This window comes from Bradyrhizobium sp. NP1 (assembly GCF_030378205.1).
GTDB lineage: Bacteria > Pseudomonadota > Alphaproteobacteria > Rhizobiales > Xanthobacteraceae > Bradyrhizobium.
Window position 1 is genome coordinate 6,940,235 of sequence record NZ_CP127385.1, and the last position, 17,628, is coordinate 6,957,862.

Genomic DNA, 17,628 nt, shown 5'->3' on the forward strand with positions numbered 1-17,628 from the left:
ACGTGACACCGCGTCGCGCTAGTCGTCGCTCTCGCCGCCAAACAGGCCGAATTGCGCCGGATCGCGCGAGGGTTCGGCCAGCCCCAGATGGCGGAAGGCATGCGAGGTCAGCAGGCGTCCGCGCGGGGTGCGCTGCAGATAGCCGCACTGGATCAGATAGGGCTCGATGATGTCCTCGATCGCGTCGCGCGGCTCCGACAGCGCCGCGGCAAGCGTCTCCACGCCGACCGGGCCGCCGCCGTAGTTCATAGCGATCGTGGTGAGGTAGCGGCGGTCCATCGCATCGAGGCCGGCAGCATCGACCTCGAGCGCGCCGAGCGCGTGATCGGCGATCTTGCGATCGATCGAGGCGGCATTCGCGGCGGACGCAAAGTCGCGCACCCGCCGGAGCAGACGGCCGGCGATGCGCGGCGTGCCGCGGGCACGGCGCGCGATCTCGTTGGCGCCGTCAGCGGTGATGCCGACATTAAGCACGCGCGCGCCGCGGCTGACGATCTTCTCCAGCTCCTCGACAGTATAGAAGTTCAGCCGGATCGGGATGCCGAAACGGTCGCGCAGCGGATTGGTCAAAAGCCCGGCGCGCGTGGTCGCGCCGACAAGCGTGAACTTCGCCAGCTCGATCTTCACCGAGCGCGCGGCCGGGCCCTCGCCGATGATGAGGTCGAGCTGAAAATCCTCCATCGCGGGATAGAGCACCTCTTCCACCGCCGGATTGAGGCGGTGGATCTCGTCGATGAACAGCACGTCGCGCTCTTCGAGATTGGTGAGGAGCGCCGCGAGATCGCCGGCCTTGGCGATGACAGGGCCGGAGGTGGCGCGAAAGCCGACGCCGAGCTCGCGCGCCACGATCTGCGCCAGCGTGGTCTTGCCGAGTCCCGGGGGACCGACGAACAGTACGTGGTCGAGCGCCTCATTGCGCTTGCGCGCGGCTTCGATGAAGACGGAGAGATTGGCGCGCGCCTGCTGCTGGCCGACGAATTCGGAGAGAATTTGCGGACGCAGCGCGGTGTCGCCGGCGTCCTCGTGGCGCCGCTCCGGCGTGACGATGCGAGTCGGCGGATTCATATCGGATACCTGCCGAACCAGTTGCCGGCCACACACGACAGCTGGATACCAACAAAAAGCACCAGACTTGCGGCACCGAGAACCGGAATATCCATAGAGTCGCCACTAAACGGTAAAAACACATCACTTGCTAACATCGACGCGGGCGCCACGAAGACAACATTCCACCAAGAGGTCGAACCACGAACCTGCACAACCGTCGCAATAAGTACGGCCGCGATAAAGGCCGGCAACGACCAGATTTTCAAGCCGCTCAATGCAACACCCGCGGCATCGCGCAATATCGAAAAGCAACGAATAGCGCGACTAAGCAGGCATCCCGAGGCCGAGAAAGCAACTGTCGCTAGAACTCCGGTAGTCAAGGTCCCTAAAAAGACAACAGTCAGAGCGTGGATGGAGCGCGTCACTTCGCAAGCTCCTTCAGACCGAGCCGGATGAGCTGCGCGGTCTCGGCCCCATCACCGGCGTTGCGCGCGGCAGCCGCGATCGCGGCCGCCGCCTGCGGCTGGCCATAGCCGAGATTGACCAGCGCCGAGATCGCGTCGCTGACCGGCCGCGGCGCACGATGCTCGTCGAGCGCGCCGGACAGATGGACCACGGCGGGATCGACATCGGCGAAGGCCGGCGCCTTGTCTTTCAATTCGGTGACGATGCGCTCGGCGACCTTCGGCCCGACGCCGGGCGTGCGCGAAACCGCCGCCTTGTCGCGCAGCGCGATCGCATTCGCAAGCTCGGCCGGCGGCAGCGTGCCGAGCACGGCCAGCGCCACCTTGGCGCCGACGCCCTGCACGGTCTGCAACAGGCGAAACCATTCGCGCTCGACGTCGCTCTTGAAACCGAACAGCTTGATCTGATCCTCGCGCACGTAGGTCTCGATCGACAGCACCGCGGCCTCGCCCGGCGCGGGCAGCCCCTGCAGCGTGCGCGCCGAGCAATGCACCTGGTAGCCGACGCCGCCGACATCGAGGATGACGAAGTCCTCGCCGTAGGCATCGATCAGGCCCTTCAGCTTGCCGATCATGCGCCCACCATCTTCTTCAGCAGCGCGGCGCTCTGGCGGTGATGCGCGTGCGTGATGGCGATCGCGAGCGCATCCGCCGCATCGCGCGACGGCGGCTCGGCCTTCGGCAGCAGGATCTTCAGCATCACCGCGATCTGGTGCTTGTCGGCATGGCCGGCGCCGACCACGGTCTTCTTCACCAGGTTCGGCGCATATTCCGACACCGCGATGCCGAACATTGCCGGCGCCAGCATGGCAACCCCGCGGGCCTGGCCGAGCTTGAGCGTCGCGACGCCGTCCTTGTTGACGAAGGTCTGCTCGACCGCGGCTTCTTCGGGCTTGAAGTTGCCGAGCACGGCGGCAAGTCCCTCATGGATCGCGAGCAGACGGCTCGCCAGCGGCCGGTCGTCCGGCGGTTCCACCGAGCCGCAGCCGACAAAGCCCAGGCGATTGCCCTCGACCTCGATCACGCCCCAGCCGGTGCGGCGCAGGCCGGGATCGATGCCGATGATGCGGAGGGACTTGCGAATCGGCTGGGGTGTCATGGGCTAGTGATACCGCCTGCGTACCGAGAACGAAACACAAACGGAGCGTCATCCCCCGCCCCGGTCGTCATACCCCGCGCAGGCGGGGTATCCAGTACGCGGCGGCCGTGCCGTTCAACACATTGGCCTCTGGAATACTGGATTGCCCGCCTTCGCGGGCAATGACAGCGCGAATCGGTAGAGCGAACTCAGCCGCCCATCTTGGCGACGAGCGCGTCGGAAATCTCGAAATTGGCGAACACGTTCTGCACGTCGTCGTGATCGTTGAGCATGTCCATCAGCTTCAACAGCTTCTCGCCGGTCTCGTCGTCGACCGCGACCGTGTTCTGCGGCTTCCAGGTCAGCGCCGCCTTGCGCGGCTCGCCGAATTTCGCCTCCAGCGCCTTCGCCACCTCGCGAAGGCTCTCCTGCGAGGCGTAGATCTCGTGGCCCGCTTCGCTCGAGATCACGTCGTCGGCGCCGGCATCGATCGCGGCATCCAGCATGGCGTCGGCGGAGGCGACGCCGGCGTCATATTCGATGATGCCGGTGCGGTCGAACATGAAGGAAACCGAGCCGGTTTCGCCGAGATTGCCGCCGGCCTTGGTGAAGAAGGAGCGGATATCGGAGGCGGCGCGGTTGCGGTTGTCGGTCAAGGCCTCGACGATGACGGCGACGCCGCCGGGGCCATAGCCCTCGTAACGGATCTCGTCATAGTTCTCGCCCTCACCGCCGAGCGCCTTCTTGATTGCGCGCTCGATATTGTCCTTCGGCATGTTCTCCTGCCTTGCGGCGACCACCGCCGCACGCAGGCGGGGATTCATCGCCGGATCGGGCGTCCCGAGCTTGGCAGCGACCGTGATTTCCCGCGCGAGCTTGCCGAAAAGCTTCGATTTCTGGGCATCCTGCCGCCCCTTGCGGTGCATGATGTTCTTGAATTGGGAATGGCCGGCCATGCGGGGTCTCTTGCGTCTCGTCCTGAAAAATGGAGGGGCTGGGCGGGGCCTTATAGGCCCCCACTGGCCTCAAATCAAAGATTTCGGGCTTTTTCTGGTACCAAAGTAGGGGACCGTGCGCCTGCTCGTGAGGCAGATCTTAACCATGACTTCATGCGGAGGTGCGAGGATGCCGCGTCCTTTGCTGCGCTCCGAGAGCCCCATGGCATTCGGCCTGTTTCGAAAACGGCTGCCCGAACCGCCCGCGCCTGCGCTTGCGCATGAGGCGGCAAAGCCCGTTGCCGTGGCCGAAGCCCCCGCGCCGGGCGACGCCGCCAGGGAGATCCTGGAACTCCTCGAACTCGAGCTCGGGGCGATGATCCGCCAGCTCGAGCGGGCCGCGAATTCCGTGGCGGGCGGGGCCGAGGCCACCGCCGCGACCCTTGCCACCATCCGCCAGCGCACCGACGCGCTCACCGGGCGCGCCAGCGATGCGCAAAGCACCGCCTCAAGCTTCTCGCAGGCCGCCGAGAAATTCACCCATTCGGCCGAGGGAATCGGGGCCCAGGTCCGCGACGCCGGCAAGCTCGCCGACCAGGCGAGCGCCGCCGCGCAGGAAGCCCGCCGCACCGTCGACCGCCTGCGCGAATCCTCGGCCGCGATCGGCAATGTCGTCAACCTGATCGCCCAGATCGCCAAGCAGACCACCCTGCTGGCGCTCAACTCCACCATCGAAGCCGCGCGCGCCGGCGAAGCGGGACGCGGCTTTGCCGTGGTCGCCTCCGAGGTCAAGGCGCTGGCGGTGCAGACCCGGAACGCGACCGAAGAGATCACCAGGAAGATCGACGCGCTGCAGAAGGATGCGGCGGGCTCGGCGGATGCCATGGACCGCATCTCGCAGGCGATCGAGGCGATCCGCCCGGTGTTCGCCAACGTCAACAGCGCCGTCGCCGAGCAGAACGCCACCACTGGCGAGATGTCGACCAATGCGGCCACCGCATCGAGCTTCATCGTTTCGGTCGGCACCAGTGCCGGCGAGATCGATTCCGCGACCAAGGAGGCCGAGGCGCATGGCGAGAGCGTCGCCAATGCCGGCAAGGCCGTCACCGGCTTTGCGCAGAAATTGAAGGCGCGCTGCGCGGTGCTGCTGCGCCGCGGCGAGGCCAACCACGGCCACAAGGAGCAGAAGCTGCCCTGCAGCCTCAAGATCGAGATCACGACTGCGCGCGGCATGATCAACGCGCCGGTCTACGAGATTTCGAGCACGGGCGTCCTGATCGGCGGCGCCGACGCCGACCGGCTCGTTTCAGGCGAACGCCTTGAGGCGAGCCTTGAGGGCGTCGGCGCCTGCCGCATCCGCATCGGCGAGCGGGCGAAAGCGGGCGCGCAGGCGTTCTTCGAGCGGCTCGATGCGGCCGCGCGCGAGAAGATCGAAGACAAATTGTGGGCGATCCACGACGAGAACGCCGAATTCGTCGCGCGCGCCATGGAAGCCGGCGTCGCGCTGACAAAACTGTTCGAGGACGCGGTCGCGCGCGGTGCGGTCTCGCTGGAAGACCTGTTCGACACCGACTATGTCGCGATCGAAGGCACCGACCCCGTGCAATACCGCACCGGGTTTCTCGACTGGGCCGACCGCGCGCTCCCGGCACTCCAGGAAGCCTTCCAGGCGAAAGATCCGCGCATGGCGTTCTGCGCGATGGTCGACCGCAACGGCTATCTGCCGGTGCACAACAAGATCTACTCGCATCCGCAGCGCCCGGGCGACGTCGCCTGGAACACCGCCAACAGCCGCAACCGCCGCATCTTCAACGATCCGGCCGGCCTTGCCGCCGCCACCAACCAGCGCACCTACCTGATCCAGAGCTACGCCCGCGACATGGGCGGCGGCAAGACGGTAATGATGCGCGAGATCGACGTCCCGATCCGCGTCCAGGGCCGGCACTGGGGCGGTTTCCGCACCGCCTACCGGCTGTGAACGCGCACCCCGCCGATTTCAAGCCGGTCGCCGTCGCGCCCACGGCGAGCGAGCAGCTCGTCTCCAAACTCTCCAACCAGATCGGCGGCCTCGGCGTCGAGCTCGCCGACGTCGCCGGCAATCTGCGGGACGTGGCGCAGCGCGTGGCCGACCAGTCGGAGCGCTTCAGCGATCTGCGCCGCACCGCCGAGACCATGGTCGCCGCCAACCGCGACATCGCCGGCGCCTCGCAGGCCGTGCAGGGCGCGACCTCGGCCGCGGTCGGCGAAATCACGCAATCGCGCGCGGTGGTGGACACTGCGGTCAAGCACATCGCCGAGCTCGTGGCCGCCGTCGGCCGCATCGAGCAGCGGCTGGGCGCGGTCGGCACAGCGCTCACCGAGGTCGCAAAAGTCTCCGGCTCGATCGAGGCGATCGCGAAACAGACCAACCTGCTCGCGCTCAACGCCACCATCGAGGCGGCGCGCGCGGGCGCGGCCGGACGGGGCTTTGCCGTCGTCGCCAACGAGGTGAAGGCGCTCGCCGAGGCGACGCGCCATGCCACGCAGCAGATCGGCAATACCGTGCGCGACCTCGACGGCCAGGTCGGCAGCCTGATCGGCGAGAGCAGCGACGCCGCGCAGCGCGCCAAGAACGCCGGCGAAGGCGCAGGCCAGATCCAGCGCATCATCGTCCACGTCGAGCAGGGCTTCGCCTCCGTGGGACGCGAGATCGACGGCGTCGCGAAGGCAGCGACCTCCAACCTCGCCCATTGCGACAGCGTGATCGAGGCGCTCGGCAATCTCGCCGCAGGCGTCGATCTCTCCTCGAGCGAGCTGAAAGCCGCCGACCAGCGGGTCGCCAGGCTGCTCGAAACCTCCGAAGCGCTGATCGCCGAGATCGCGGGCAGCGGCATCGAGACCGCGGACGCGCCGCTGATCCGCACCGTGATCGAGGCCGCCAAACGCATCTCGGCGCGCTTCGAGGAAGCGGTCGAGCGCGGCGAGATCAGCCTCGCGCAATTGATGGACGAGAACTACCGCGAGATATCAGGCACCAATCCCAAGCAATATCTCACCGACTACGTCGCCTTCACCGACCGCGTGCTGCCCGAGATCCAGGACCCGCTGCAGAAATCCGATCCGCGCATCGTGTTCTGCGTCGCCTGGGCCAAGGGCGGCTACCTCCCGACGCACAATCCGAACTACCGCCTGCCGCAGGGCCCCGACCCGGTCTGGAACAATGCCAACTGCCGCAACCGGCGGCTGTTCAATGATCGCGCGGTGAAGAAGGTCGCCGCCAGCACAAGGCCCTTCCTGCTGCAGACCTACCGGCGCGACATGGGCGGCGGCCAGTTCGTGCTGATGAAGGACCTTTCCTCGCCGATCACGGTCAAGGGCCGCCGCTGGGGCGCCTTCCGCATGGGCTTCCGGCAGGGCTGAAGCCCGACGGGCTTGTTTGAATCGCCCTCATCTATTTCAGCACCATTCGCGAATTCTGGACTAGAGTGGCGGGCCCCCACGCGTTCGGGCGAAAGCTCCCCGGTTTTGAAGGGACCACGCCATGCTTCGATTTCTCGTCATCGCACTCCTTCTCGTCACCTCGCCCGCGCTGGCACAGACCGCCTGGCCCAACCAGCGCGAGGGCGACGTCGTGCTGAAGGATTTCGGCTTCGCCTCGGGCGAGCGGCTTTCCGAGCTGAAGATGCATTACATGACGCTCGGCAGCGAAAGGCGCAACGCAGCCGGCGACATCGTCAACGGCGTGCTGCTGATCCACGGCACCGCCGGCACATCGAAAACCTGGCTGCAGCCGACGCTCGCCAACGAGCTGTTCGCGCGCGGGGCTCCGCTCGACGCCGAAAAGTTCTTCATCGTCATCCCCGACGGCGTCGGCCGCGGCGGGTCGTCGAAGCCGAGCGACGGCTTGCGGATGAAGTTTCCGCACTACCGCTACGTCGACATGGTCACCGCGACCCACCGCCTCCTGACCGAGAACCTCGGCGTCAAGCATCTGCGGCTCGTGCTCGGCACCTCGATGGGCGGGATGCAGACCTGGATGTGGGGCGAGATGCATCCCGATTTCATGGATGGCCTGGTGCCGATCGCGAGCCAGCCGATCGCGATCAGCGGCCGCAACTGGCTGTATCGGCGCATTGGCATCGAGGCGATCAGGAACGATCCCGACTGGAACAACGGCAATTACGACAAGAACCCGACGCATTACGTTTATGTCGCACCGCTCGGGACGCTGATGGCGGGAAGCGTGATCAACTTCCAGCAGGTCGCCCCCAGCCGCGAGGCCGCGGATGCGCTCTACCGGCAGATGGTCGAGCAGGCGACCAGGCTCGACGCCAACGACCAGCTTTACGGCGCCGAGGCCGTGATGGATTACGACCCCTCGAAGGATCTCGAGAAGATCAAGGCCAGGCTGCTCGCAATCAACTTCGCCGACGACGAGGTCAACCCGCCCGAGCTCGGCGTGACCGAGCGCGAGATCAGGCGCATTGCCGACGCGCGCCTCGTGCTCATTCCGGCAAACGAGAACACGCGCGGCCACTTCACCTATTTTCTCGCGACCTTGTGGAAGCAGCACCTCGCGGACTTCATGAACGAGCTGCCGCCGCCGATGTAGGCGCATCCCGGCTGTTCGCTTCCAGCCGGGCCGCCGCCTGCTAACCCGCCCAAAACCCCGGCAGCGCCGGCGCGAGCCTGCCGCCGACACGCACCGGCGCGACGCGCAGCGCAAGCCCGCTTCGATCATCGGTCTCGACCGCGACGCCCGAGAGCGTCGCCGGCCCCAGCGCCGGCTCCCAGCGGCCGGAGGGAATGCCGGTGATGAAGCGCCGCAGCGGTTCCTCCTTCTGCATGCCGATGATCGATTCATAATCGCCGGTCATGCCGGCGTCGGTCATGTAGGCGGTGCCGCCGGGCAGGATCTGGTGATCGGCGGTCGGCACGTGCGTATGCGTGCCGACCACCAGGCTGGCGCGGCCGTCGCAAAAAAAGCCAATCCCCTGCTTCTCGCTGGTCGCCTCGCAATGGAAGTCGACGACGATGGCGTCCGCAGCCTCGCGCAGCGGACAGGCGTCGAGCTCGTTGCCGACGGCGGCAAAGGGATCGTCGAACGGCGTCATGAACACGCGACCCATCGCGTTGACCACGAGCGCGCGCTGCCCCCTCTTGGCCTCGATCAGCGCCGCGCCGCGGCCCGGCGTGCCGCGCGGAAAATTCGCAGGGCGGATCAGCCTTGGCGCCCGCTCGATGAACACCAGCGCCTCGCGCTGGTCCCAGGCGTGGTTGCCGAGCGTGACGGCATCGGCGCCGGCATCGAGCAACTCCTGATAGACGGATTCCGTGATGCCGAAGCCGCCGGCCGCATTCTCGCCATTGACGACGACGAGATCGAGCGACCAGTCGCGGACCATGCCCGGCAGGTACTGGGAAATGGCGGTGCGGCCCGAGCGGCCGACGACATCGCCAACGAACAGAATACGCAAACCTAGTCCTTTCGGAAATCGAACACGCGCTTTTCCGTTAGCACATAATCCAGCGCCACGTCGTGCGGCAATGCCGGGATCGCCCTGATCTCCTGCGCGGCGAAGCCAAGCCCGATGCCCATCACGGCCTTGGCTTTCCGCAGATGCGCAAACGTATAGTCGTAATGGCCGGCGCCGTAGCCGATGCGGTGGCCGGCGCGGTCGAAGGCCGCGAGCGGCACCAGCATGATGTCGGGGATCACCTCGGCCGCCGCCGGCGACGGCTCCGGAATGCCGAGCGGGCCGAGCATCAGGCGGTCGTTCGGCGACCACAGACGAAACACCAGCGACTTGCCGCGCGCGGTGACCACCGGCAGCGCGAGCCTTGCACCTTGCCCGGCGAGCTTGCGCATCAGGGGCGTCGGATCGAACTCGCTGCGGATCGGCGAATAGCCGGAGATGATCGCGCCCGGCGTGATCGCAAACGGCAGGCCGCGGCTGGCGATCGCGGCAGCGGCCGCCACGCGCGCCTCCTCGCTCAACGCTTCGCGCGCCGCAAGCGCTGCCGCACGGAGCTCGGCCTTGGATTTGCTCGCGGACATCTCCCACCCCTGCTGCGCTGTCATCACTCGCAAAAAAGCGGGTGATCCAGTATTCCAGAGACGCTCGTCTTTGACGGCAAGGCCGCGGCCTACTGGATGCCCCGCTGGAGCCTGCCATCGAGCGAACCGACGGCGAGACACGTTGGCAGGGTATGACGTCGGTACTCGGGCCGATCGCCGCAGCGTGATGACCGAAACCAACAGCAACACGAAAAAGCAAAAGCGCGAAGCCGCATTCGCCGTTGGAACGCTCGATCCCGGAGTTCCCTACGAAAGTAGGTGGGCACCATATGTCCGGATCCACGGACCCGGCCAGGGACAGTTCCCTAAAGGATCGATAAGGCCCCGGGGATATATGGTTCCTGACGCACGAAGCAGCCTCGCAGAGACCAATCTAACAGTGATGCGGCCGGATCGCCAGCGGCGCTTCGGCCACCCTCCCCTGGAGGGGGTCGAGACGAGCGAAGCTCGCTCTGGGGTCGGCTCACATTGAGCGCCGCGAAATGTGAGCCGGGGTGGGGTGATCCCTCCACTCGGGTACCGATCGAGAGGAAAGACGGCGACCCCGCCCCGCCGCGCCCGAGGGCTGGACAGCATTTTGCGCGATTTGCCCGTCGGGCAAATCAGTCGCCGCAAAAATCATGGACCGGCGGGCAGCGACATCATCTTTGACTGGTTTTCGCGTGGGCCCGCGCTGTTTGTTACCGGCTGCCGCCGGGGCTTGACGCTGATCAGGTTCAACAGCGTTGCCGCCGCGACCATCGCCAGGATGCCACCGGTGCTCAGCGCGAGCTGCATCACGATCCCGCTCGAGATCGAGACCAGCGCCATGTGGCTGGCGCACGCCATGAGAACGCCGATGCAATAGATCGGCAGCGAGTTCTGGCCGCAGCGGATCGCGCCGCGCATCACTGGCGACTTCAGCCCCTGCCAATCCCGCGGCACCAAGGATTCCGCAAGCACCACGATCGCCAAAAAATGCAGCAACCGCCGGGGATCGAGGTTCGACTTGTCGAGGGGATGGAACAGACCCGCCAGCGGCTGCGGGATCAGCGCGTGCAGCGTTGCGACGCGCCACCCGAGGGCGATGACCAGACTGAAGAGCAGATAGAGGGCGGCAACAATGAGCACCGGGCGCGACGTCGCCCATGACCGGGCCTGCTTGCCCGTGACGATCCACCACGCGCCGAGCACCACCAGCAATTGCCAGGCGAGCGGGTTGAAGGCCCAGTGGTTGGCCGGCCATGCCGGCACCGCCCAGCCGAAAAGATGCACCAGGACATAAAGCGCGAAGGAGGCGCCAAGTGTCGCGTTCGGCCAGCGCAGCAGCAGCCACAACAGCGGCGCGAACAACAGATGAAGCAGCACGAAGATCGGCAGCACATCGGCGTTGACCGGGCGATAGAGCAGGATCGCCGCGCGCGCCAGCGTCGGGCCCGGCTGGTCGAAGAGGATGCGCGTGTTGCTCGCATCCGCATGATCGCCGCCGCCGGCGAGGTAAACCATGATGGCGCTGGCGATCGTGAGCAGCAGGAAGGCGACATAGATGTCCCAGCTTCGCCGCAGCGTCCGGCCGATCACGCCGGGCCAGCCCTCGCTGCACAAGGCCCCGCCATACGCCAGCGCGCAGGTGACGCCCGAGAGGAACATGAAGACCTCGGCGGCATCGGAAAAGCCGTAGTTGCGGAAGGTCAGCCAGCTCGCGACGTTGTGGGGGATGTGATCGAGGAAGATGCACCACAGCGCGATGCCGCGGCAGGCATCGATGCGGAGGTCGCGGCCCTGCGCCTTCAGCTCGGGCAGCGCGCCAACCAGTGAATTGGGAGTGGCGGTTCGATCGTGCATCGGGTTGCCCCACAGCAATCGGATGAACCTGTGCACGCACGATGGACCCGGCGCCGGCGCGCGTGGTGTGAGGCGGTTCACACCGCGCAAAGGTTATTTTGTCGCTGCGGCACAGGGGGAATCCGCACCCACGCGTTGAGCGCTTTTGCTTGCGCAGTCGCGCGTTGAACAACCTGCAAGAGCGAAAGCGTGTGCGGGTTTGGTCAGTGCGGATCGCTACGCAATCAGGCGGGCACGTGGAGCGGATGCGGTGGTGATGGCGCGATTGCTGCGCAGGTCGCGCCCCAAGGCCGAGCATCGACGCCCTTTCGACGCTCGCCTGTTGCTGGCTGAGGACGCGCGACACGAGAACAGGTGCCGCATTCCAAGCTTTTCAGCGCATCATTTTCATGCATACTTGCACAATCGAGAGAAGGGGGCATTCGAATGGCCATCACCCTTCAGACCGAGGGAATCCCGCGGCAGAGTCCCCGGAGGCAGTCCGCCCTTGTGCTTACCGCCCTCGGCGTCGTCTACGGCGATATCGGCACCAGCGCGCTCTATGGGCTGAAGCAGGCCGTCGACGCCAGCGGCGTGTCGACCCCCGAAGCGGTGACGGGCGTCGTGTCGCTGATCGTCTGGGCGCTCCTCCTGATCGTCGGACTCAAATACGCCATCCTGATCCTGCGAGCCGACAATCATGGCGAGGGCGGTATCGTCGCGCTGCTCGCGCTGCTCGACGCCAGGCATGCACCACGAGGGAGCGCGCGTGCCTCTCTGCTCATCGTCGGCCTGATCGGGGCCGCACTGCTCTATGGCGACGGCGTGATCACGCCGGCGATCTCGGTGCTTAGCGCCGTCGAGGGCCTGAAGATCGACGCGCCCGCGCTTGCGCCGATGGTCGTGCCCATCACCATCGTCATCCTCGTCTGTCTGTTCCTGGTCCAGCGCAAGGGAACGGAGTTCGTCGGCAATATCTTCGGGCCGCTGATGCTCGTGTGGTTCGTTGCGATCGGCTTGCTGGGCCTCAAGGGCATCGTGCAGAGCCCGGCCATCCTCGCCGCCATCAGCCCCCATCATGCCGTTCTCTACCTCAGCCATGCCGGACCGGGCATCGCGTTCGCCGTGCTCGGCGCCGCTTTTCTGGCGCTCACCGGCGCCGAAGCCATGTATGCCGATATGGGCCATTTTGGCCGGCTACCCATCCAGTTCGGATGGTTTGCCATCGTGTCGCCGGCGTTGATGCTCAACTATCTCGGCCAGGGAGGTCTGCTGCTGGCGGACCCGCAGGCGGTCGAGAACCCGTTCTACCTGCTGGTGCCGAGATGGGCGCATTACCCGATGGTCGCGTTCGCGACCATCGCCACCGTCATCGCCTCGCAATCCATCATCTCGGGTGCGTATTCCCTCACCCAGCAGGCCATGCAGCTCGGCTTCCTGCCTCGAATGCGCGTGCTGCACACGGCGAGCCACGAGAAGGGGCAGATTTACATTCCCGTCGTGAACTGGCTGCTGGCCGTCGGCACCCTCGGGGCCGTGCTGACCTTCCGCTCGTCCGACGCACTGGGCGGAGCCTATGGCATCGCCGTGTCGATGCTGATGGCGATCACGACCGTGCTCGCGGCTCTCGTGGCCCTCAAGTGGGGCTACAACCCGCTGCTGGTCGTGGCGGCGAACGGCTTCTTCCTCGTCATCGAACTGGTCTTCGTTACGGCGAACATGACGAAGCTGATCGAGGGAGGCTGGTTCCCCCTCCTGCTTGCCTGCATCATCGCGTTCCTGATGCTGACCTGGCGCACGGGATGGCTCCTGCTCGAGCAGGAGCGCGCCAAACTGCGCCAGCGCGAGGACGAGTTCATCGAATGGGTCATCAAGACGCCGCCGGTGCGGTTGTCGGGCGCCGCTGCGATCTTCACGGCCGCGACCACGGGAATCCCGCTCGGCCTGACGCATCACCTGCGGCATAATCGCGTCCTGCACGAGCGCGTGCTGCTGATCGCCACGGTCATCGTGGACGCGCCGCGGGTCGATCCCGCCGAGCGCATCAAGCTCGTGCCCGTGGGTGCCGGCATCACGCGCGTTCTCTTCCATTTCGGTTTCATGGAGACACCGGATGTCATGGAAGGGCTGAGGCTCGCCTGTCAGCAGCCCGAGCTTCGCGGCATCGATCCCGAGAACATCACCTACTATTTCAGGCGTGTGATGGTGGTCCCTTGCGGCAGGGCGTCAGGCATGTCGTTCTGGAGAAAGGGCGTGTTCGCGACCATGCACCTCAATGCCAACCTGCCGGCGGCGTATTTCGGCGTGCCGCCCGCCCAGGTCGTGGAAGTCGGACTCGAAGTCGAAATATAGCGCCACCCACCCGTCCCGGATCACCGGCTTCGCGGCAGACTTCTGCTTGCGGTCACCCTGATTGATGATGCCCGCGGTCGGCGAAATCAGCCGGTCGCTCAAAAGAACGTGCCGAGGAAAGCCGCCACCTCATCGGAGACGCCGACGATCTTGTTGGTCGCCTGGCGATAGAACTTGAAATTGAGCTCGGTTTCGGGCCGGCCGTCTTTCCAGTCGGCGAAGGATTTAAGCTCGCGCCGGCCCAGCGCACGTTTCGCGAGCGCGGTGCGCTTGATCGTGACGCTGACGCGCGGCGTCTGCCGCGCGACGCCGCGCTTCTTCGGAACGGCCTTCGAGGCGGTGACAACGCCGCGCGCGATCAGGCCTTGCCCGCCTTCGTTCTCGCTCGCAAAGATGAAAACCGTATCGCCTTCGGCGATCTCTTTGCCGCCATACATCGTCTTCTGCGCCGGCAGCGCGAACGTCTTCGCCCTGGGGTCGGCGATCTCGGCCTTGATGGCGTAGGACATCGGTGTTCTCGCTGTTCTGCTGGACGCGCTGTCACCCACGGCTCTCGTCGGGCCATGCGCGCCACTTCCGGACCCGGACACGCGCGCGGTGAAGCAAGGCCGCCGTCGCTCCTCCTGCCGGCGCCGGTTCTCCGTCTGCCTTTTGCGGATAACGCACGACCCTAGCCGCCGCCCCATTCGGAGGCGCTCCGCCCGTTCCACATATATCCGCCCGCGGACACGCCAGTTGCACCGTCTGGATGGCCGTAGTTCGGATGCAAAGGACCTGATCTGACCAGCGGTATAGCCCTATGCAAGCCATAGGTCCTGATGTTCGACCTATGACGGACCGTGCCTGCAAGCGCGAACGTACTGGTGAGCGCGAACGCACAAGCCAATGCCATTGTCGTGAGCTTCCTGTCCTTCATCCTTGGGTTCCTCGTTGAGGGCATACGATCGCGACGACGACGCCCACAGTTCGGTTCAAGAACTATGTGTCTTCTTGATCCGCTCGGCGTTGAGCGCATTCGCCACCGCGACCTGCGTCATCTTGGCGCGGTCGGTCGCGGCGATGCGGACGTTGCGCGGCCCGCTGCAGGGATTTGCCCCGCGGGACAGGCGTCAGCATACCTCCGTATATCTCCGTTAATCCCTTCTGATGCCCCATGCCTGCGCACGTACAATTGAGCGGCGGGCCGATTCCCATATTTATGGGTTATCGCGGCCACTCCAAGCGGATGCACGAAGAGTTCACAACTCCCGGAAGCGCGGCGAACGATCACCGTTCCGAGGCGTTCATCTCAAGGCCGTCGCGACATACCCGCCCGCCGGGATGCGGGTTCTTCGAGGAACACTTTAAATGAACGTCATCATTCGGAAGCTCAATGGCCTGTGGCACCTCGTCGTCGGATCGTGCCAGATCCGAACTCCGTTCCTGGAGACGCAGGACCGGGAGCTCGTCGTCATGTACGCCCGGCGAATCTACCCTGGCGCCAAGATCTACGAACGCGACTGAATTGGGCAGTTGCGCCTCGCGGCTCGCGGGCGCACCTATTCGACCAGTTCGTCGGCAATGGAGATCAGCGCCTCCGGGACGGTCAAGCCGAGTGCTTTTGCCGTCTTCAGGTTGATGGCCAATTCGAACTTGGTCGGCTGCTCTACCGGGATGTCGGACGCCTTTGCCCCGCGCAGTATTCTGTCGACGATATCAGCGGCTCGTCGAAACAGAGCCTGGTAATTGGCCGCGTAGGACATCAGGCCGCCAGACCTGACGTACCCTGTCTCCGCATGCATCGTCGGCAATCGCGCGCCCAGCGCCAGAGCGTTGATGCGAGCATGGTTGGCATTGACGAGGGCATCGTTGCAAACAAAAGCCGCATCGATCCCCTGCCTCAACGTCTCAAAGGCAGGCTCAATATCGCCAGGCCGCAGAATTTCGACGAGGACGGCGTCGATGCCGAGCTTGCCGGCGACGGCCTGGACTTCCCGCGTTTCCGCCGCGGTGCTTGGATAGCTGACATTGCCGACGATCGCCAGGCGACGAAGATGGGGAACAACGTCCCGCAAAAAGTCCAGCCGCTTGCCGATGATATCCGGCGCCTGAAGCGACAATCCGGTCGCGTTACCGCCCGGCCGCGCGAGACTTGCAACGAGACCACCACCGACTGGATCATTTGCAACGGCAAAGACAATCGGAATGCTTCTTGTCACCTGCATGGTAGCGCGCACGGCGATTCCGCCGGTCACAATGACCGCGACGTTGAGACGGACAAATTCGGCCGCGATTTCGGAATAGCGCTCACTGCGTCCTTCGGCCTGACGACGTTCGATGATCAGGGTTCGGCCTTCGGTCCAGCCGAGCTCTCGCAGTCGCTGCGCAAATGCGTCGAAATAGTCGCTCCACCCGGAGCCTTTGCTCACGTCGAGGAAGCCAATGATCGGCGCCCCAACCTGCTGCTGGGCGCTCGCGCTGAGTGGCCAAGCCGTCAATCCGCCGACAAACGCGAGAAACTCCCGCCGTTTCATGAGCGTCGCCTCGGCTCAGGACTTCATCCCACCTGCAATATAGCGCCCTCGCGATTGTCGCGGTTGCGCCATGACCGGAAAATCGCTGCCTTCATGCGATCACCGCGTCGGCGCGACCAGGAACGTTGCGCGGGCTTGCGAGGCGCGGGAGCGCCAATCGCAGAAACGGCGCCGTTACCGGCGCCGTTCTGGTGCACCTTCCGCGTGGAATCGGCCCACTTTGACTGGCACTGACGGGAGCGACCCGCTCTGGCGCTGCTGGCGTGGGAGGCCTGCTCGCGATCCACTGACGAGGCTACGCCGCGCCGAAATAGAGTCAATCGCGATGACAATTGATTTTAGGCCAGCGGCCATGACCCATCGCCCGCTTCGGACACGAGAGCATCGGCCTGCGTGCATCTGAAAGGGTCGAAGATCGCGCCACGCGATCGCGCAGCCCGCGAGTCCTCACCCGATCGCGACGCCGCCGCCGACCGTGCGGTTCAAGACCTGCGTGGTCTTCTCGATCCGCTCGGCGGCGGCGTTGAGCGCGTTGGCCACCGCGACTTGCGTCGCGCGGGCGCGATCAGTCGCGGCGGTGCGGACGTCGCGCAGGCCGGCAAGCTCGCCCTCCAGCGCCTTGATGCGGGCGCCGGCATCGATCAGTTCGTCGCACACGGTGAGCGCCGCCATCACGACCAGCCGGGCGTCGCCGATCTCGCCGAACTTGCCGCGCAACAACCCGATGCGCGATTCCAGGTCGCTCGCGAGCCGCAGGAGCTGGCCCTCCTGCCCCGGCTCGCAGGCCATGCGGTATTGCCGGCCGTTGATGGTGACGTTGACGTGGCTGCTCATTCGTCCTCGGCCTCCGGCGCTTCAGCCTCTTCCGCCTCGTCCCCTTCGCCGCCTTCGAGCACGCTGCGGATGGTGTCGATCGCGGCATCGAGCTTTTCGGCGATCTCGCGGTTGGCGCGCTCGAGCCGGCGCGACTTGACCAGCGAGCCGTCGAGCTCGTCGGCCAGCCTGGAGCGGTCGGCGCCGAGCGCCTGGATCCGGCTCGCCAGCTCGTCCTCGTCGCGATCGGCCTCGCGCCGCCGCTCCACCGCGCTCTCCAGCGCGTCCAGCGCCGACATCAGACGCCGTGTCGCAGCCTCGAGCTCGGCCGAGACGGCCTCCGCTTGGGGGGGATGATGGGCAGGACGGTCGATCATGAGCCAAGCCGCTAGGCGCTCCTGACGGCAAAAATATGCCGCCTGAGCAAGCCTTTAGACGACGAACTTTACGTGGCAGGCGGCGCTTCCGCAACGCCGGTGCGAAGCTATGCACACAAAGCAACTTTTGGCAGCGTAACCACGTTGCATTGCCTTGGACTCGGCAAAACGAGGTGCTATCCAGCCTC

The 17,628-nt window shown here is 65.7% G+C and carries 17 protein-coding genes and 1 other RNA gene; 5 read left to right on the forward strand and 13 right to left on the reverse strand.

The features are described from left to right. Positions 1-18 precede the first annotated feature (18 nt). The 5 genes from ruvB to QOU61_RS33600 form a co-directional block, all read right to left on the reverse strand. Entirely contained in the window at positions 19-1,065 is a 1,047-nt protein-coding gene (gene ruvB, locus QOU61_RS33580; RefSeq protein ID WP_289655458.1) for a Holliday junction branch migration DNA helicase RuvB, read from the reverse strand. Continuing rightward, positions 1,062-1,472, reverse strand: coding sequence for a hypothetical protein (locus tag QOU61_RS33585; protein WP_289655459.1), 411 nt, complete (start codon positions 1,470-1,472; stop codon positions 1,062-1,064). The genes ruvB and QOU61_RS33585 overlap by 4 nt, the downstream gene beginning before the upstream one ends. Further along, a complete protein-coding gene (gene ruvA / locus QOU61_RS33590) occupies positions 1,469-2,086 on the reverse strand; it encodes a Holliday junction branch migration protein RuvA (RefSeq protein ID WP_289655460.1) in 618 nt (205 codons plus the stop codon). Before ruvA ends, QOU61_RS33585 begins: the two co-directional genes overlap by 4 nt. After that, entirely contained in the window at positions 2,083-2,610 is a 528-nt protein-coding gene (gene ruvC / locus QOU61_RS33595; protein WP_289655461.1) for a crossover junction endodeoxyribonuclease RuvC, read from the reverse strand. Before ruvC ends, ruvA begins: the two co-directional genes overlap by 4 nt. 188 nt (positions 2,611-2,798) lie before the next feature. Then, positions 2,799-3,545 carry a YebC/PmpR family DNA-binding transcriptional regulator gene (locus QOU61_RS33600; RefSeq protein WP_289655462.1) on the reverse strand — a complete coding sequence of 249 codons (747 nt, stop codon included), beginning with the start codon at positions 3,543-3,545 and terminating at the stop codon, positions 2,799-2,801. 202 nt (positions 3,546-3,747) lie between these two features. Between QOU61_RS33600 and QOU61_RS33605 the strand changes: the two genes are divergently transcribed. From QOU61_RS33605 to QOU61_RS33615, 3 genes are all read left to right on the forward strand, one after another. Further along, positions 3,748-5,502 (forward strand): methyl-accepting chemotaxis protein, encoded by a 1,755-nt coding sequence (locus QOU61_RS33605; protein ID WP_289662028.1) that lies wholly within the window; start codon positions 3,748-3,750, stop codon positions 5,500-5,502. After that, complete coding sequence (locus tag QOU61_RS33610; protein WP_289655463.1) at positions 5,499-6,923, forward strand: methyl-accepting chemotaxis protein; 1,425 nt, start codon at positions 5,499-5,501, stop codon at positions 6,921-6,923. The genes QOU61_RS33605 and QOU61_RS33610 overlap by 4 nt, the downstream gene beginning before the upstream one ends. Positions 6,924-7,044: 121 nt before the next feature. Beyond that, the gene (locus tag QOU61_RS33615; RefSeq protein ID WP_289655464.1) at positions 7,045-8,115 is read left to right on the forward strand and encodes an alpha/beta fold hydrolase; all 1,071 of its coding nucleotides are present in this window, start codon (positions 7,045-7,047) and stop codon (positions 8,113-8,115) included. Between the two features lie 40 nt (positions 8,116-8,155). On the opposite strand, the gene QOU61_RS33620 is transcribed toward QOU61_RS33615, so the two are convergent. The 4 genes from QOU61_RS33620 to QOU61_RS33635 all read right to left on the reverse strand — a co-directional run bounded on the left by QOU61_RS33620 (position 8,156) and on the right by QOU61_RS33635 (position 11,406). After that, positions 8,156-8,980, reverse strand: a complete 825-nt coding sequence (locus tag QOU61_RS33620; RefSeq protein WP_289655465.1) for a TIGR00282 family metallophosphoesterase — start codon at positions 8,978-8,980, stop codon at positions 8,156-8,158. Between the two features lie 2 nt (positions 8,981-8,982). Continuing rightward, on the reverse strand, positions 8,983-9,561 hold the full coding sequence (locus QOU61_RS33625) for a 5-formyltetrahydrofolate cyclo-ligase (RefSeq protein ID WP_289655466.1): 579 nt from the start codon (positions 9,559-9,561) through the stop codon (positions 8,983-8,985). A gap of 223 nt (positions 9,562-9,784) precedes the next feature. Further along, positions 9,785-9,945, reverse strand: a non-coding RNA gene (ssrS, locus tag QOU61_RS33630) — 6S RNA. Positions 9,946-10,200: 255 nt separating this feature from the next. After that, on the reverse strand, positions 10,201-11,406 hold the full coding sequence (locus QOU61_RS33635; RefSeq protein WP_289655467.1) for an OpgC domain-containing protein: 1,206 nt from the start codon (positions 11,404-11,406) through the stop codon (positions 10,201-10,203). A gap of 426 nt (positions 11,407-11,832) precedes the next feature. Between QOU61_RS33635 and QOU61_RS33640 the strand changes: the two genes are divergently transcribed. Continuing rightward, the gene (locus QOU61_RS33640) at positions 11,833-13,737 is read left to right on the forward strand and encodes a potassium transporter Kup (RefSeq protein WP_289655468.1); all 1,905 of its coding nucleotides are present in this window, start codon (positions 11,833-11,835) and stop codon (positions 13,735-13,737) included. Between the two features lie 98 nt (positions 13,738-13,835). Here QOU61_RS33640 and QOU61_RS33645 read toward each other — a convergent pair whose 3' ends face one another. Beyond that, the gene (locus QOU61_RS33645; protein ID WP_289655469.1) at positions 13,836-14,246 is read right to left on the reverse strand and encodes a hypothetical protein; all 411 of its coding nucleotides are present in this window, start codon (positions 14,244-14,246) and stop codon (positions 13,836-13,838) included. 838 nt (positions 14,247-15,084) lie between these two features. On the opposite strand from QOU61_RS33645, the gene QOU61_RS33650 reads away from it, so the two are divergent. Continuing rightward, on the forward strand, positions 15,085-15,240 hold the full coding sequence (locus QOU61_RS33650; RefSeq protein ID WP_289655470.1) for a hypothetical protein: 156 nt from the start codon (positions 15,085-15,087) through the stop codon (positions 15,238-15,240). A gap of 35 nt (positions 15,241-15,275) precedes the next feature. Here the strand turns inward: QOU61_RS33650 and QOU61_RS33655 are convergent, their stop codons facing one another. The 3 genes from QOU61_RS33655 to QOU61_RS33665 all read right to left on the reverse strand — a co-directional run bounded on the left by QOU61_RS33655 (position 15,276) and on the right by QOU61_RS33665 (position 17,440). Continuing rightward, positions 15,276-16,250 (reverse strand): ABC transporter substrate-binding protein, encoded by a 975-nt coding sequence (locus tag QOU61_RS33655; protein ID WP_289655471.1) that lies wholly within the window; start codon positions 16,248-16,250, stop codon positions 15,276-15,278. Positions 16,251-16,697: 447 nt separating this feature from the next. Further along, positions 16,698-17,084, reverse strand: a complete 387-nt coding sequence (locus QOU61_RS33660) for a cell division protein ZapA (RefSeq protein WP_289655472.1) — start codon at positions 17,082-17,084, stop codon at positions 16,698-16,700. Then, entirely contained in the window at positions 17,081-17,440 is a 360-nt protein-coding gene (locus tag QOU61_RS33665; RefSeq protein WP_289655473.1) for a DUF4164 domain-containing protein, read from the reverse strand. Before QOU61_RS33665 ends, QOU61_RS33660 begins: the two co-directional genes overlap by 4 nt. Positions 17,441-17,628: the final 188 nt, after the last annotated feature.